Here is a 15,063-nt window from a genome sequence, read left to right on the forward strand (position 1 = left end):
GCCACCGGGCGGATGCCGAGTTCATCGAGCGTCTCGATGACATGGATATGGGCAAGTCCGCGCGCACCGCCGCCGCCAAAAGCGACGGCGACCGTCGGCACATCGCTGATCGCAGGCAATTTCGGGCTGATGATCTCTGCCTGCTGCACGCCCGCCCCCGCTTATTGCGGCTGATATCGGAAGAAATGCACCCTCGTATCGCCAAAGATGCGGCTTTCGAGGAAGACATAGGAAGGATAGACGGAAACGACAATATCGGCCCGTTCTTCGAGCACGGCGATTGCGCCTGGCCGCAGCCAGCCGCCCTCGACCGCTGCCGCCATCGCCTTTTCGCCGAGACCCTTGCCATAGGGCGGGTCGGCAAAGAGCACATCGAAGGGTTCGAGATTGCCGACGCTGCCGAGATCGGTCGCATCCCGGCGCAGGATGCGCGTGCGGCCATGCAGGCCAAGCGCATCGATGTTCTCCCAGAGCAGCGCCCTGCCCTCGACGCTGTTTTCGACGAAGAGCGCATGGCGACAGCCGCGTGAAACCGCTTCGAGGCCGACGGCGCCGGTGCCGGCAAAGAGGTCGAGAATCCGGGTGCCATCGACGCATTCCGGATAGGCATGGCTCAATATATTGAACAGGCTCTCGCGCGTCCGGTCGGCAGTCGGCCGGATCTCGTTGGATTTTGGCACGGCGAGAGGCCGTCCGCGAAACTCACCGCCGACGATCCGCACCGCGCGTCATTCCTTTTCCTTTAGCACCACCTCTGGACGGCCCGCCCGCAGGCCTATCGCCGCCCGGCCTGTCACCGCCCGGCTTGGTGCCTTTCGGCTTGCCGGAAAAACTCTTGGCCCCGCCAGGTTTGGCCGCAAAACCCTTGCCGCGCGGCCTGTCTCCAGAAGGCCTGTCACCCGAAGGCTTGTCACCGAACGATCTTTCACCGCGCGGACGCTCGGAGCGGCCCTCGCCGGCAAAGCTTCTGGCTGCCCGCGGACGCTCATCACCGTCCTCGCGCGGTCTGCGATCCCCACGCGGCTTATCGCCGAAGGGCCGGTCTCCACGTGAAGGACGATCACCGGAGGGGCGGTCGCTGCGCGGACGCTCCGAGCGGCCCTCACCGGCGGAGGTTCTGGCGGCACGAGGACGCTCGTCGCCATCCGCACGCGGCTTGCGATCACCGCGCGGCTTGTCGCCGAAGGGGCGGTCTCCACGCGAAGGACGGTCGCCGAAGGGGCGGTCGCCGCGCGGACGCTCAGAACGGCCCTCACCGGCAGGGCTTCTCGCGGCACGAGGACGCTCGTCGCCATCCGCACGCGGCTTGCGATCACCGCGCGGCTTGTCGCCGAAGGGCCGATCCCCACGCGAGGGACGATCACCGAACGGCCGGTCGCCGCGCGCCGGGCGGTCGCCAGAACCGCGGTCTTCGCGGGCGGGTCGATCCCCGAAGGAACGCTTACGACCGAAGCCTTCGCCCTCATCCTTGCCGCGGGGCTGCTCGCTCGAGCGGATCCATTCGCCATCCTCTTCGCGCACACGGTTCACCTGCGTGCGCGGGCGATCCTCGATGCGATCATTCTTTGCCGGCGCCTGCTCGCCGCGCCGGCGCGCAGTCTGCGCATTCTTGGCGGCTTTCGCCGCTGCCTTTTCGCCGAGCGGCCGGGCGCCCGGCGCCATCCAGACATTGGCGCTGCGGCGCTGGCCGAGCGGCTGGGGACGCTTCGGCTTCTCGTCGTCCCTGCGGCCGCCGTCGCGGCGATCGTCCTCTTTGCGCGCCCCACCGTGGCGGTCGTCGCGCTTCGTATCGAGACGGCTCAGCGCCCGTTCGCGCTTGTCCTCGTCGCGACGCGGACGCTCGCGCTTTTCCGGTGCTGCCGGCTCTGCCTCTTCCTCGGCAGCGACCGCCGTCGTATTGTAGATCGGCGCGTCGAAATTCGCCTTGGCTTCCTCGATGAGGCGCGGGCCGAGCTGGTCGCGCAGTGTGCGGCCGCGCACTTCGACGACATGGCCTTCCGGCAGGTCGCCAAGCTGGAACGGGCCATAGGAAATGCGGATCAGGCGATTGACGTCGAGGCCGAGCGCACCGAGCACGTTCTTGATTTCGCGGTTCTTGCCTTCGCGAAGACCCATGGTGATCCAGACGTTCGAGCCTTGGGTGCGGTCGAGCGTCGCCTCGATCGAGCCGTAGAGCACGCCGTCGACGGCAATGCCATCCTTCAGCTTGTCGAGCGCGTCCTGATCGATCTCGCCATGGGCGCGGACGCGGTAGCGCCGCAGCCAGCCGGTGGCCGGCAGCTCGAGCGCGCGGGCGAGACCGCCGTCATTGGTCAAGAGCAGCAGGCCTTCGGTGTTGATATCGAGGCGGCCGATCGACATGACGCGCGGCAATTCTTCCGGCAGGTTGTCGAAGACGGTCGAGCGGCCTTCCGGATCGGCATTGGTGGTCACCAGGCCGGTGGGCTTATGATAGAGCCACAGCCTGGTGCGCTCGATGCCGCGGATCGGCACGCCGTCGACTTCGATGCGATCGGCGAGCGTGACGTTGACGACGGGGGTTTCGAGAACCCTGCCGTTCAGCGTCACACGGCCTTCCATGATCATGCGTTCGATGTCACGGCGGGAGGCGACGCCGGCGCGCGCCATCACCTTGGAAATGCGTTCGGCCTTGGCGTCACCATCGGTTTCGGCGGCGATTGCGCGTGCGACCGCAGGCTTTGCCGGCTTGTCGCCGTCGGCCTTCGGGCCGGCTTTCGACCTGATATCCCGTGAAAGGGGCTTTGCGCCCGGGCGTTTTGGCTTGTCTTTGGGTGTCATTTGTTGTTTGCCTGCCTTTTGGGCCTGTCTATCAGGTCACGCATCTGCGGTTAAGTGGAAATTCTTGCGATCGTGAAGACAAATCGTTTCATGGAGATGGCGCTCGAAGAAGCGCGTGCCGCCGGAGAACGCGGCGAGGTGCCGATCGGCGCCGTCGTCGTTGTCGACGATATTGCCGTTTCACGCTCGGGAAACCGCACGCGCGAGCTCAAAGACGTCACCGCGCACGCCGAAATCGCCGCGATCCGGCTCGCCTGCGAAGCGCTCGGACAGGAACGTCTTGTCGGCGCCGATCTCTACGTGACGCTGGAGCCTTGCACCATGTGCGCGGCAGCCATCTCGTTTGCGCGTATCCGCAGGCTCTATTACGGCGCCGAGGACCCGAAGGGCGGCGGCGTCGACAATGGTGTGCGATTCTATGGGCAGCCGACCTGCCACCACGCCCCGGAGGTCTATTCCGGCTTCAACGAGGTCCAATCGGCCGATCTGCTGCGAAGGTTCTTTTCGCAAAGGAGAGAGGCGCCGTAATCCCAGAGCCGGTGCGCGGCGCCGTCATCCTTGCCGGCGCGCCGAAAAAGCTATTGCAGGAAGTTCCACCACTGCTTGCCGGTGTTGGCGACCGCTGCATCCTTCTTGCGCTTCTTCTGCTTCTTGAGTTCGGGCTCGCCGACATCGTCGAGCTTTGCCGGATCGTCAACGGTGCGGTAGCCGGGCGGCGGATCGGATATATAGCGGCGCTGATCGACATAGGAGCCCTTCTGCAGGGCACGGGCTTCACGATAAGCCTTGGTCTGGGCTTCCGTCGTGCGCCGGCCGCCTTCGATCGCAGAGCTGGCGAGCGGCGAGCGGTAATTCGGATTGTCCGAATTCTCGTCGGCTTCCGAAACGAGACGGGCGCGGGTCTCCTCCGGCGATTCAAGCCATTGCGGATTGTCCTTGTTGGCGACCGTCTGCTGCGGCGCAACGAGGGTCTCCTTCTGCGCCTGTGCCGGCAGAACCAGCGTCGGCCGCGGCGTGTACTTGACGCCCTTGTTCTTCGGGTCCGGGCCGGTCAAAGACACGGACTGGCCGAGATCGTCGGTCAACTGTTCCATGGCGGTCTTGTCGGTGCCGTAGGTCGGGCTGCTGGCACAACCGGACACCAGGGAGCATCCCGCCACTACAACAGATAGGCAGGCGCCCATACGGAACCAATGCGTTGCTAACATGAAAACCCTTCCAGCCCTGCCGGTGCAATCATCGCCCAACCGGACAACCGTCCCCCTGACGCAAAAATCCGGCCATTTTCAGGCAGCTTTTACCGGATGAACCGCGAAAACGCAATTCATCCGGCAATATTCTTCACTTGAGCGTGGCAAGCTCGCGAAGGGCAGCAGCGTCGCGGGCCGAAACATCAGGATATTCGGGATCGGAACCGACATCCCTGGTGATACGCCAGGAGCGAGCGCATTTCTCACCCTCTGCAAGCTTCGGCACGACGCTGACCTGAGGCACGTCGGCAAGGCGGAAGGCATCCACTGGTCCTTCGCCGGCCTTGATCTCGATTGCCGAGGTGATGCAGACCTCGGTGAAGTCCTGGCCTTCGATCGCCTGCAGCAATTCAGGATCGGCGATGTGGACGACAGGAGCCGCCTCCAGCGAGGAGCCGATGCGCTTGTCCTTGCGCTCGATTTCCAGAGCGCCGGTCACAACCGAACGCACGGCGCGGATCTTCTTCCACTTCTCGGCCAAGGCATCGTTGCGCCATTCCTTTGCAACCGGAGCAAACTGCTCAAGATGCACCGAAACGGCGGACGGGTTGCGCGACAGCCAGGCCTCCTCGGTGGTAAAGGGCAGCATCGGGGCGAGCCAGGTCACCATGCAATCGAAGATCTGACGGATGACGTGCAGGCTGGCGCGCCGGCGCAGGCTCGACGGCGCATCGCAATAGAGCGCATCCTTGCGGACATCGAAATAGAAGGCCGAAAGCTCGACATTGGCGAAATCGATCAGCGCCCGGGCGATCTTCTTAAAGTCGAAGGCATCGTAGTTCTCGCGCACCAGCTCGTCGAGCTCGGCAAGCCGGTGCAGCATCAGCTGCTCCAGCTCCGGCAGATCGGCAAGCGCGATCTCCTCGCCCTTGTCGTGGGCGAGCGTGCCGAGCATCCAGCGGATGGTGTTGCGCAGCTTGCGATAGGCGTCGACATTGGTCTGGATGATCGTCTTGCCGACGCGCAGGTCGTCGGCATAATCCGAGGTCATCACCCAGAGGCGCAGGATATCGGCGCCGGCATCCTTCATCACTTCCTGCGGTGCTGTGACGTTGCCCTTCGACTTCGACATCTTCTCGCCCTTCTCGTCCATGGTGAAACCATGGGTGAGGACGGCGTTGTAAGGCGCACGGCCGCGGGTGGCCGCCGATTCCAGCAGCGACGAATGGAACCAGCCGCGATGCTGGTCGGAACCTTCGAGATAAAGGTCGGCCGGCCACTTCAGGTCCGGGCGGTCTTCGAGCGTGAAGGTGTGCGTCGAGCCAGAGTCGAACCAGACGTCGAGGATATCCATGACTTGGGTCCAGCGGGAATGGTCGTGGTCGTTGCCGAGGAAACGCTCCTTGGCGCCTTCGGCAAACCAGGCGTCGGCGCCCTCATCTTCGAAGGCTTCGAGGATGCGGGCATTGACGGCTTCGTCGACCAGAACCTCGCCCTCATCGTCAGCAAAGACGGCGATCGGCACGCCCCATGCCCTTTGACGGGAAAGAACCCAGTCCGGGCGGCCTTCGATCATGGCGCGCAGGCGGTTTTGGCCGGCGGCGGGCACGAAGCGCGTATCGTCGATCGCACTGAGCGCGCGCGAACGCAGCGTCGTGCCGTCGGCAAGGGTCTTGTCCATATAGACGAACCATTGCGGCGTGTTGCGGAAGATGACCGGCTTCTTCGAGCGCCAGGAATGCGGATACTGGTGCTTCAGCCGGCCGCGGGCAAAGAGCGCGCCGCGGGCGATCAGCTCCCTGATGACACGGTCGTTGGCATCGCCCTTCTTGCCGTTGTCGTCGATGACGCGGGCACCCTCGAAGCCGGGAGCGTCGGCGGTATAGAAGCCACCGTCGTCGACCGGGAACGGGATCTTGGTGTCGATGCCGCGGGCCTCAAGCGTGCGGACAGCCGACATCCAGGCATCGAAGTCTTCGCGACCGTGGCTGGGTGCGGTGTGCACGAAGCCGGTGCCGGCGTCATCGGTGACGTGATCGCCATCGAGCAACGGCACGAGGAATTCGTAGCCGCCGTCGAGATCTTTGAAGGGATGGGCACAGGTCATCGTTGCGAAGTCGGCCGCAGTGACATCGCTCAAGCGCTTGTACTGCAGCTTTGCCTTGGCGAAGGATTCCTCGGCCAGCTTATCGGCAAAGATCAGCTTTTCGCCCGGACGCGGACCAAAATCGTTCTCTGCGGCCGTCACCTCGTAGAGGCCGTAGGAGATGCGCGGCGAAAAGGAGACCGCGCGGTTGCCGGGGATGGTCCAGGGCGTGGTCGTCCAGATGACCACGAACGCATCCTTGAGCGCAGCCGGACCTTCGACGACGGGGAATTTCACCCAGATCGTATCGCTCTCATAGTCTTGGTATTCGACTTCTGCCTCGGCCAGCGCGGTGCGCTCGACGACCGACCACATGATCGGCTTGGAGCCGCGATAAAGCTGACCGCTTGCGGCGATCTTCAAGAGTTCGCCGGCGATGCGCGATTCCGCGTGGAAGTTCATCGTCGTATAGGGATTGTCGAAGTCGCCCTCGATGCCGAGACGCTTGAACTCTTCCGCCTGGACCTTGATCCAGCCGGCGGCGAATTCACGGCATTCCCGGCGGAATTCGTTGACCGGGACCTCGTCCTTGTTCTTGCCCTTCTCGCGATACTTTTCCTCGATCTTCCATTCGATCGGCAGGCCGTGGCAATCCCAGCCGGGCACGTAATTGGCGTCGTAGCCGCGCATCTGGAACGAACGGTTGATGACGTCCTTGAGGATCTTGTTCAGCGCGTGGCCGATATGGATGTTGCCGTTGGCATAGGGCGGGCCGTCGTGAAGGACGAATTTCTCGCGGCCGGCGGCAGACGCGCGCAGTTTCTTGTAGAGACCCATCTCCTGCCAACGCTTGACGAGTTCCGGCTCCTTCTGCGGCAGGCCGGCGCGCATGGGGAAATCGGTCTCGGGCAAATAGAGGGTCTTCGAATAGTCGATCTTTTCGGCTGTGTCGGTCATGTCTGACAATCGTTTTTTGGCGGCCCAGGAAAGGGCGCAACGGGCGTGAAATAGCTGGTGACGGAAGCGCTCGTATCCAAGCGCCAAAAACCCGGACCTTCCGGCCGCTTAGCGCGCGCGGAAGGCCGGGCCGATAATTCGCATCATCATTGCCAGCCGATATTTCTTCATCGCGCCGGTTCATAGGCGTTTTTGCCGGCAAAAGGAAGAGAAGAATTCGCTGCCCGCAATCGGCTTCAACGGCTGGAATCGCCGGTGCCCGCATCGTTCCGGAAAGCCTATGGCTGGAAAGTCTATGCGGCTTGTGGTATATATCTGACTATCTGACCAGATTTGGATCGAGAGCCAGAGCCATGAAAAAAATCACCAAGCAAAGCTGGAAGCTCGAAGACGCGAAAGCGCGCTTCAGCGAGGTGGTCCGTCGTGCACACAGCGAAGGACCGCAGCGCGTGACTGTTCGCGGCCGGGACAGCGTCGTCGTCATCAGCGCCGAAGAGCTCGACCAACTGACCAAAGCCGAACCGAAAAAGCCTTTCGTCGCCTTCATGGAGAGCCTCGACCTCAAAGAGCTCGACCTCGAGCGAGAAGCAGATTACGGGCGGGATGCAGAGCTGTGATCGGCTGGCTGCTCGATACCAACGTCATTGCCGCGCTGATCAATCCGAACGGTGCACCCTCCGTCAAATCCTGGGCTGCGGCTCAAGACGAGGAGCGGATGTTCATCAGCATCCTCACACTGGCGGAATATGACAAAGGCATCGAAAACCTGCCGGACGACGATCAAAACCGCTATCGTTATGCGGCCTCCCGCGATGCGCTGGAGGAAAGGTTTTCGCAGCGCGTTCTTTCGCTGAGCGACGCAGCCGTCAGGCACTGGGGCGTCATTTCAGGGCAGGTGAAACTCAAGACCGGACATGCGCCGTCGGTTGTCGACACGATGCTCGCAGCAACCGCAATCGAGCACAATCTCTATCTGGTGACGCGAAACGTCAGGGATACGCGCTTCTCCGGCGCGGCGATCTTCGATCCATGGACGAACGATCCCGGTCAGTTTCCGCTGAGCCGGAGATAGCCAAGGCGACCTCAGGAAAAGCAGAGTTTCTGATCAAGAGCGCCGATTGGTTTAACACCCGCAAGCAGCGCCCTCGCCTCTTCCTCATCGCGTTTGATCTGGGCGACCAGCGGATCGAGGCCGTCGAATTTCAGCTCAGGGCGGAGATAGCCGAAGAAGGAGACGGAGCAGAGCTGGCCATAGAGATCGCCGCTGAAATCGAAAAGATAGGTTTCGAGCAGCGGTGCGCCGTTTTCCGTCACCGTCGGGCGGCGGCCGTAGCTTGCGACGGCATCGTGGAGCGTGCCGTCCTGGCGGCGGAAGCGGACGGCGTAGATGCCGGCGGCAAGATCGACCTCCGGCGGCAGGCGCATGTTGGCCGTGGGAAAACCCAGCTGCCGGCCGAGCTTTTCGCCATCGATCACCTCAGCCTCCACCGTATAGCGGTAACCGAGCATCCCGGCGACTTCGCTGACATTGCCCTCCTTCAGGAGCGCGCGGATATGGCTCGAAGAGACGACATCGGCGTTTTCGTCGCGGAAAGCATCGATCAGGGTGACGCCGAAGCCGTAGGTATGGCCGGCATTCATCAGGAAGGCGGGACCGCCCTCGCGGCCGCGGCCGAAATGGAAATCGAAGCCGGTGACGACTTCGGAGGCGCCGAGCCAATCCTTCAGGATCGAGTGGATGAAATCATCGGCCGAGCGCTGCGAGAACTCGTAGTCGAAAGGATATTCGATGACGGCGCTGAAGCCCAGCGTTTCCAGGATACGGGCCTTCAGCGGGGCCGGCGTCAGGCGGAAGACCGGTGTCTGCGGCCGGAAGACCGTGCGCGGATGCGGCTCGAAGGTCAGCACCAACGCGGGGATACCGCGCGCCTTGGAGATCTCGAGCGCCCGGTTCAGCACCGATTGATGGCCTCGGTGCACGCCGTCGAAATTGCCGATGGCAATGACGCCGCCCTTCAGATGGGCGGGTAGGGGTTCCCGGGTTTCATTGCGGTGGAAGACGGTCATCGGCTGGCTTCTCTTCATGCAAGGCGTGTCTCATGCAAGGCGGGGCATCCACCACTTCGGCGCGGCGTTTTCCCGTTCGAGATAGGCGTTGAGGATCGCCTCGTCGGTTTCACCGTTGAGAGTATATTCCTTAGCGTGGATACCGCCGCTGATGTAGAGGAGGTCGAGGCCGTAATTCAAGGCGCCGCGCACATCGGTCGGCATGCCATCGCCGATCGCCAGCACACGCTCGACCGGGAAATCGCCGCTAAGCTCGCGGGCAGCCGCTAGCGTCGCCTCGTAGATCGGCCGGTGCGGCTTGCCGGCGATGCGGGTGCTGCCGCCGAGCTGCTCGTAATAGGCGGCCATGGCGCCGGCGCAGGGGATGATGCGATGGCCACGCTCGACGATGAGGTCGGGATTGGCGCAGATCATCGGCACGTCGCGGGCTTTGAAATCGAGAAGCATATCGGTGTAGTCCTCCGGCTTCTCCGTCTCGTCGTCGAAAAAGCCGGTGCAGACGAGCGATAGCGCTTCGCCGGCCGGCCGGCGCTCGACGCCAATGCCTTCGAGAAGCGCCTTGTCGCGCTCGGGGCCGAGCAGAAAGACGGTCTTCGGCCCCTCTGCGATCAAACCGCGCGTGACGTCGCCCGAGGTGACGATCCTGTCATAGGCGCTGTCGGGAACGCCGATCTGGCGCAACTGCTCGACCACCTGCCAGGAAAGGCGCGGTGAATTGGTGATAAGGACAACGGCGAGGCCGCTTTCGCGTGCCGCTTCAAGGGCTGCGGCCGCCTTCGGGAACGGATCGACGCCGTTGTGAACGACGCCCCAGACATCGCAGAGCACCACATCATAGTGACCTGATATCTCCGAGAAGTTTTCTATCCGCTTGGCCATTCCGATTTCCCGATTTGCTTCAGTCACCGGTGACATTGCAAAGGCGCAAGGCGATGGCAAGGCATTTTCTTCGCTGCCGGACCAATGCGAGGAGCTTGAACGGCGATCCGGCGAAGCGGATGGGCAAAGGGTTTTGATGATTATCGCGAAGCGGCAGATCGCTGACGGCGGACGAGTTCGGCAAAGTTCGGCTGCGCCCAGGTTTCGGCCGCAATCTCGCACTATTCTCGGGTCTCTTCACAATTCCGGCACAAAAATTCGTGATTGCTCTCATTGACTCCTCTCGGAGCCATCCCTAAATGCTCGTCGCTAGCACTCACCGCAAGGGAGTGCTAACATCTATCCATGTGGGCCACTCCGGTCCGCGAATGTCATTCGATCGAGGGATTAGACAATGGCAAGCACCAACTTCCGCCCCCTTCACGACCGCGTCGTTGTTCGCCGCGTTGAGTCCGAAGCCAAGACCAAGGGCGGCATCATCATTCCCGATACCGCCAAGGAAAAGCCGCAGGAAGGCGAAATCGTCGCCGTCGGCTCCGGCGCGCGCGATGAGTCCGGCAAGGTCGTCGCACTCGACGTCAAGGCTGGCGACCGCATCCTGTTCGGCAAGTGGTCCGGCACCGAAGTCAAGATCGACGGCGAAGACCTTCTGATCATGAAGGAAGCCGACATCATGGGCATCATCGGCTGATCGGCCGACCTGCTTTCCCGAAATGGCTGACGGGCCTTTTGCCCGAACAACTCGAATTCAGGAGTTAAGAATATGGCATCTAAAGAAATCAAGTTTGGCCGCACCGCGCGCGAAAAGATGCTGCGCGGCGTCGACATTCTCGCCGATGCAGTGAAGGTCACGCTCGGCCCGAAGGGCCGTAACGTCATCATCGACAAGTCCTTCGGCGCGCCGCGCATCACCAAGGACGGCGTTTCGGTCGCCAAGGAAATCGAACTCGAAGACAAGTTCGAAAACATGGGCGCCCAGATGGTCCGCGAAGTTGCTTCGAAGACCAACGACATCGCCGGCGACGGCACCACGACGGCTACCGTTCTTGCCCAGGCGATCGTTCGCGAAGGCAACAAGGCCGTTGCAGCCGGCATGAACCCGATGGACCTGAAGCGCGGCATCGACCTCGCTGTCGCCGATGTCGTGAAGGATCTCCAGGCTAAGGCCAAGAAGATCTCGACTTCGGAAGAAGTTGCACAGGTCGGCACGATTTCGGCAAATGGCGACAAGCAGGTCGGTCTCGACATTGCTGAAGCCATGCAGAAGGTCGGCAACGAAGGCGTCATCACGGTTGAAGAAGCCAAGACCGCCGAAACCGAACTCGAAGTCGTCGAAGGCATGCAGTTCGACCGCGGCTACCTCAGCCCCTACTTCGTGACCAACCCGGAAAAGATGATCGCCGACCTCGAAGACGTCTTCATTCTCCTTCACGAGAAGAAGCTCTCGAACCTGCAGTCGATGCTCCCGGTTCTCGAAGCCGTCGTTCAGACCGGCAAGCCGCTCCTCATCGTCGCTGAAGACGTCGAAGGCGAAGCCCTCGCAACGCTCGTCGTCAACAAGCTGCGCGGCGGCCTGAAGATTGCTGCCGTCAAGGCTCCCGGCTTCGGCGACCGCCGCAAGGCCATGCTCGAAGACATCGCCATCCTGACGGGCGGCACTGTCATCTCCGAAGACCTCGGCATCAAGCTCGAATCCGTCACGCTCGACATGCTCGGCCGTGCCAAGAAGGTTTCGATCTCCAAGGAAAACACCACGATCGTCGACGGTTCGGGCGCCAAGTCCGACATCGAAGGCCGTGTTGCCCAGATCAAGGCGCAGATCGAAGAAACCACTTCGGACTACGACCGCGAGAAGCTGCAGGAACGTCTTGCCAAGCTCGCTGGCGGCGTTGCCGTCATCCGCGTCGGCGGCTCGACGGAAGTCGAAGTGAAGGAAAAGAAGGACCGCATCGACGACGCGCTCAACGCGACCCGCGCTGCCGTTCAGGAAGGCATCGTCCCCGGCGGCGGTATCGCTCTGCTCCGCTCCTCCACGAAGATCACCGTCAAGGGGGCAAACGACGACCAGGAAGCCGGCATCAACATCGTTCGCCGCGCCCTGCAGTCGCTCGTTCGTCAGATCGCTGAAAACGCAGGCGACGAAGCCTCGATCGTTGTCGGCAAGGTCCTCGACAAGAACGAAGACAACTTCGGCTACAACGCCCAGACGTCTGAATATGGCGACATGATCGCCATGGGTATCGTCGACCCGCTCAAGGTCGTTCGCACGGCGCTGCAGAACGCTGCTTCTGTCGCATCGCTGCTGATCACCACCGAAGCCATGATTGCCGAACTGCCGAAGAAAGAATCGGCTGGCGGCGGCATGCCGGGCGGCATGGGCGGAATGGGCGGAATGGACATGATGTGATCGGCGAAAGCCATCACTGACTACCATTCCGGCATCCGGAACAGGAAGGGCGGCCCTCGGGTCGCCCTTTTCTTTTGACCAAAGCGATTCGACGTGCGGCACAGTGATTTGCGTAGCCGACGAACGCCCGCCCGGCTCCCTCTTACAGGCCCCGGGCACGAAGCTTGCGCCAGGCTTGCGCTGCCTGCGTCTTTCTCAGCCCACCGACATGCGAGAGATCATTGAGTTGCGGCACGATTTCCGGCCTGACGCAGCGTGAAAACGTTTGCAACGCTCTCAAAGATGATCCTCCTGTGCCAATTCTGGCGAAATAGGCCGAAGATGCAGGCATCCTAAGAAATGAGGCCGATCCGAATACCCCTTAAAAAGCCGTTGCCGTTTATCCAAAAGCTCCTATAAATCCGCGCTGCAATTAAAGCGCGCCCGGCGATAATTTTTCGCCAATAGACGAGGCCGGAGCGCGGAAGGCGATACGTGAACGTTCGGCTTCGAAGGGCTCCGCTTACGGAGGCCAGATGGCCGTGGCAATCATCGCCGGATGAAGCGCGGACATCATGCCCGCTGCTGCGTGATCCTGTTTCTTTGTGTTTGCCGAGCGTGCGGCGGGAGCCGCATCCGAACGGGGGAACGCCTTGTTTAAGATCGCCAGAGCCAATGTAGCCGTACCTTTGACGCCCGGCTCGTTTGATGACGCCAATCAAAATCACGAGATGTTGGCGCAGTTTTCCGTTTCCGAAGCCTGGACTGGAGATTTTTCGAGCGGCATGCTCCGTCTCGGCGAATGGAGCGCGATGCTGCACGGCCTTGCCGCACGGGAATGCGGACTGCTCAGCCTGATCCGCTGCTATGATGCCAAGGACCGCAGCCACATATTGGAGTTGTTCGAGCAGGCGGCGACGCTCTGCTCCTCCTTCTGTTTTTCGACGACGATCATCATGCCGAACGGCTTTCGCCAGCCGCTCTTCTGCATGGGCGAGTCCAACGGTCTCGAGCAGAAATACAGCGGCAGCATGATCGGCGTCTTCGTCTTTCCGCGATTCAAGCTGGAAGGCACAAAGCAGATCACAAGTCGGCGATAGGCCGGAAATCAAGATAAAAGGCCGCCTCGAGGGCGGCCTTCGTGCTTTCCAGCGATCCGTCCGTTACTCCGGCTTGACCGGTATGTTGAGGCCCCTGGCACTTGCCGGACGGGCGATGCAACGCTCCAGCCAATCCGAGACAGCGGGGAATTTCGCATATTCGAGCACCTCTCGGCCGCCATAGAAGATATCGGCGCCGCGAACCCAGGTGAAGGTGGTGATGTCGGCGATTGTATAGAGATCGCCCATGATCCACTGACGACCCTTCAGCCTGTCTTCGAGCACGCCGAGCAACCGTTTGGATTCATCGCGATATCGCTCGACCGGATAGGAATTGTTGGCGACCTTGTCGGCGGCGAATTTATGGAAATGTCCGAACTGGCCGAACATCGGGCCGATACCCGCCATCTGGAAAAACACCCATTGGATGGTTTCGTAGCGACCCGCGGCATCAGCAGGGATGAGCTTGCCGGTTTTCTCGGCGAGATAAAGCAGGATCGCGCCGGATTCGAAAAGGCCGATCGGCTTTCCGTCCGGGCCGTTCGGATCGATGATCGCCGGAATGCGGCCGTTCGGGTTGAGAGATTCGAACTCCGGCGACTTCTGCTCGTTGGCGGCGAAGGAAATATAATGCGGCTCATAGGCGAGGCCGAGCTCTTCGAGGGCGACCGAGACCTTGACCCCATTCGGCGTCTGCAGGGAATAGAGCTGGATGATGTCGGGATTTTTCGCCGGCCAGCGGGTCGTGATCGGAAATGCGGAAAGATCTGCCATCGGATTCTCCATGTTGGGCGCCGACCATAAGAGACCCGGCTTGGCAAAGGCAAGCGGGGGGCAGCTAATGCATGTCGCCCAAAAGTGTGCGGCGGTTTTGGGCCAACGACATGCATGACCACAAAAGATCTAAGCGCGTCGCATGAATCCGGTCGAACGCGGCGCGCTTTGGAGATCGTTCCATATTAGTGAACGAAGTGTCCCCTTTCGTTTATCTTTCCACAACGCAAGAAAAGAGCGACATAGAGGCATCCGAGGTCGAACCGGTGCTGGGGCACCAAGATCTCCAAAGTCCTTGAAACGGAGACAACGTCCATGTCGAACAACGTCATCATCCTGATTGCCCGTATTCTTCTTTCCTTCATGTTCATCCTTTCCGGCTTCATGAAGCTCACCGATCCTGCCGGTACTGCGGGCATGATCGCCGGTGCCGGCCTGCCGGCAGCAACCCTGCTGGCCTATGTCGCAGGCCTTTTCGAACTGCTGGCCGGCCTTGCGGTTCTCACAGGCTTCCAGGTCCGCATTGCCGGCTGGCTGCTCGCCGCCTTCTGTGTCTTCACGGGCATTGCCTTCCACCTGCCCTACGCGAGTGGCACGGAACTCGTGAACATTCTCAACCAGATCATGGTCATGAAGAATATCACGCTGGCCGGCGCGTACATACTGCTCGCCACCGTCGGTGCCGGTGCCTATTCGATCGACGCACGCCGCGGCGCCTACGCAGCCGCCTGATACCAGCAGACATCCTCCCATAAATGCGAAAACCCGCCGTCACCCGACGGCGGGTTTTCTTGTGCCTTGATGACGGGGATCAGAGGGCGGCGC

14 protein-coding genes and 1 pseudogene are annotated in these 15,063 nt (G+C 61.7%); 7 read left to right on the forward strand and 8 right to left on the reverse strand.

The window, feature by feature from the left end:
* The 3 genes and pseudogenes from HX899_RS35260 to HX899_RS26880 all read right to left on the reverse strand — a co-directional run.
* Positions 1-149, reverse strand: a pseudogene (locus HX899_RS35260) (patatin-like phospholipase family protein); the annotation flags it as partial.
* Between the two features lie 12 nt (positions 150-161).
* Positions 162-722, reverse strand: coding sequence for a 16S rRNA (guanine(966)-N(2))-methyltransferase RsmD (gene rsmD, locus HX899_RS26875; protein WP_181293804.1), 561 nt, complete (start codon positions 720-722; stop codon positions 162-164).
* Positions 703-2,799, reverse strand: coding sequence for a pseudouridine synthase (locus tag HX899_RS26880; RefSeq protein ID WP_181293805.1), 2,097 nt, complete (start codon positions 2,797-2,799; stop codon positions 703-705). The genes rsmD and HX899_RS26880 overlap by 20 nt, the downstream gene beginning before the upstream one ends.
* Positions 2,800-2,889: 90 nt before the next feature.
* Here HX899_RS26880 and HX899_RS26885 point away from each other — a divergent pair, with 90 nt between their 5' ends.
* On the forward strand, positions 2,890-3,327 hold the full coding sequence (locus HX899_RS26885; RefSeq protein WP_138329004.1) for a nucleoside deaminase: 438 nt from the start codon (positions 2,890-2,892) through the stop codon (positions 3,325-3,327).
* A gap of 50 nt (positions 3,328-3,377) precedes the next feature.
* Here HX899_RS26885 and HX899_RS26890 read toward each other — a convergent pair whose 3' ends face one another.
* Both HX899_RS26890 and ileS read right to left on the reverse strand, forming a co-directional pair.
* Complete coding sequence (locus tag HX899_RS26890) at positions 3,378-4,007, reverse strand: hypothetical protein (protein ID WP_138328908.1); 630 nt, start codon at positions 4,005-4,007, stop codon at positions 3,378-3,380.
* 133 nt (positions 4,008-4,140) lie between these two features.
* Positions 4,141-7,032, reverse strand: coding sequence for an isoleucine--tRNA ligase (ileS, locus tag HX899_RS26895; RefSeq protein ID WP_138329005.1), 2,892 nt, complete (start codon positions 7,030-7,032; stop codon positions 4,141-4,143).
* A gap of 353 nt (positions 7,033-7,385) precedes the next feature.
* Here ileS and HX899_RS26900 point away from each other — a divergent pair, with 353 nt between their 5' ends.
* Both HX899_RS26900 and HX899_RS26905 read left to right on the forward strand, forming a co-directional pair.
* The gene (locus HX899_RS26900) at positions 7,386-7,649 is read left to right on the forward strand and encodes a type II toxin-antitoxin system Phd/YefM family antitoxin (RefSeq protein ID WP_017959151.1); all 264 of its coding nucleotides are present in this window, start codon (positions 7,386-7,388) and stop codon (positions 7,647-7,649) included.
* Complete coding sequence (locus tag HX899_RS26905; RefSeq protein WP_181293806.1) at positions 7,646-8,104, forward strand: type II toxin-antitoxin system VapC family toxin; 459 nt, start codon at positions 7,646-7,648, stop codon at positions 8,102-8,104. Before HX899_RS26900 ends, HX899_RS26905 begins: the two co-directional genes overlap by 4 nt.
* Before the next feature lie 11 nt (positions 8,105-8,115).
* Here the strand turns inward: HX899_RS26905 and HX899_RS26910 are convergent, their stop codons facing one another.
* Entirely contained in the window at positions 8,116-9,099 is a 984-nt protein-coding gene (locus HX899_RS26910) for a bifunctional riboflavin kinase/FAD synthetase (RefSeq protein WP_138329006.1), read from the reverse strand.
* Between the two features lie 30 nt (positions 9,100-9,129).
* Entirely contained in the window at positions 9,130-9,978 is an 849-nt protein-coding gene (locus HX899_RS26915) for a TIGR01459 family HAD-type hydrolase (RefSeq protein WP_171599073.1), read from the reverse strand.
* Positions 9,979-10,372: 394 nt separating this feature from the next.
* Here HX899_RS26915 and groES point away from each other — a divergent pair, with 394 nt between their 5' ends.
* The 3 genes from groES to HX899_RS26930 all read left to right on the forward strand — a co-directional run bounded on the left by groES (position 10,373) and on the right by HX899_RS26930 (position 13,464).
* Positions 10,373-10,669 carry a co-chaperone GroES gene (groES, locus tag HX899_RS26920; protein WP_003545797.1) on the forward strand — a complete coding sequence of 99 codons (297 nt, stop codon included), beginning with the start codon at positions 10,373-10,375 and terminating at the stop codon, positions 10,667-10,669.
* A 72-nt stretch (positions 10,670-10,741) separates the two neighbouring features.
* Positions 10,742-12,385: a chaperonin GroEL gene (gene groL / locus HX899_RS26925; RefSeq protein ID WP_168293457.1), complete on the forward strand. Its 1,644-nt coding sequence runs from the start codon at positions 10,742-10,744 to the stop codon at positions 12,383-12,385.
* A 632-nt stretch (positions 12,386-13,017) separates the two neighbouring features.
* Entirely contained in the window at positions 13,018-13,464 is a 447-nt protein-coding gene (locus HX899_RS26930; protein WP_181293807.1) for a hypothetical protein, read from the forward strand.
* A gap of 63 nt (positions 13,465-13,527) precedes the next feature.
* Here the strand turns inward: HX899_RS26930 and HX899_RS26935 are convergent, their stop codons facing one another.
* Positions 13,528-14,238, reverse strand: coding sequence for a glutathione binding-like protein (locus HX899_RS26935; protein ID WP_138328913.1), 711 nt, complete (start codon positions 14,236-14,238; stop codon positions 13,528-13,530).
* Between the two features lie 315 nt (positions 14,239-14,553).
* Here HX899_RS26935 and HX899_RS26940 point away from each other — a divergent pair, with 315 nt between their 5' ends.
* Entirely contained in the window at positions 14,554-14,970 is a 417-nt protein-coding gene (locus tag HX899_RS26940) for a DoxX family protein (RefSeq protein ID WP_138328914.1), read from the forward strand.
* Positions 14,971-15,063: the final 93 nt, after the last annotated feature.

Source organism: Rhizobium sp. WYCCWR 11146 (genome assembly GCF_013591995.1).
Lineage (GTDB): Bacteria > Pseudomonadota > Alphaproteobacteria > Rhizobiales > Rhizobiaceae > Rhizobium > Rhizobium indicum.

What these genes read in the sequence shown, in the direction of transcription:
- HX899_RS26880 (WP_181293805.1), bottom strand. Translation starts at nt 2,799, where the DNA reads ATGACACCCAAAGACAAGCCAAAACGCCCGGGCGCAAAGCCCCTTTCA.
- HX899_RS26885 (WP_138329004.1), top strand. Translation starts at nt 2,890, where the DNA reads ATGGAGATGGCGCTCGAAGAAGCGCGTGCCGCCGGAGAACGCGGCGAG.
- HX899_RS26890 (WP_138328908.1), bottom strand. Translation starts at nt 4,007, where the DNA reads ATGTTAGCAACGCATTGGTTCCGTATGGGCGCCTGCCTATCTGTTGTA.
- ileS (WP_138329005.1), bottom strand. Translation starts at nt 7,032, where the DNA reads ATGACCGACACAGCCGAAAAGATCGACTATTCGAAGACCCTCTATTTG.
- HX899_RS26900 (WP_017959151.1), top strand. Translation starts at nt 7,386, where the DNA reads ATGAAAAAAATCACCAAGCAAAGCTGGAAGCTCGAAGACGCGAAAGCG.
- HX899_RS26910 (WP_138329006.1), bottom strand. Translation starts at nt 9,099, where the DNA reads ATGACCGTCTTCCACCGCAATGAAACCCGGGAACCCCTACCCGCCCAT.
- HX899_RS26915 (WP_171599073.1), bottom strand. Translation starts at nt 9,978, where the DNA reads ATGGCCAAGCGGATAGAAAACTTCTCGGAGATATCAGGTCACTATGAT.
- groES (WP_003545797.1), top strand. Translation starts at nt 10,373, where the DNA reads ATGGCAAGCACCAACTTCCGCCCCCTTCACGACCGCGTCGTTGTTCGC.
- groL (WP_168293457.1), top strand. Translation starts at nt 10,742, where the DNA reads ATGGCATCTAAAGAAATCAAGTTTGGCCGCACCGCGCGCGAAAAGATG.
- HX899_RS26935 (WP_138328913.1), bottom strand. Translation starts at nt 14,238, where the DNA reads ATGGCAGATCTTTCCGCATTTCCGATCACGACCCGCTGGCCGGCGAAA.
- HX899_RS26940 (WP_138328914.1), top strand. Translation starts at nt 14,554, where the DNA reads ATGTCGAACAACGTCATCATCCTGATTGCCCGTATTCTTCTTTCCTTC.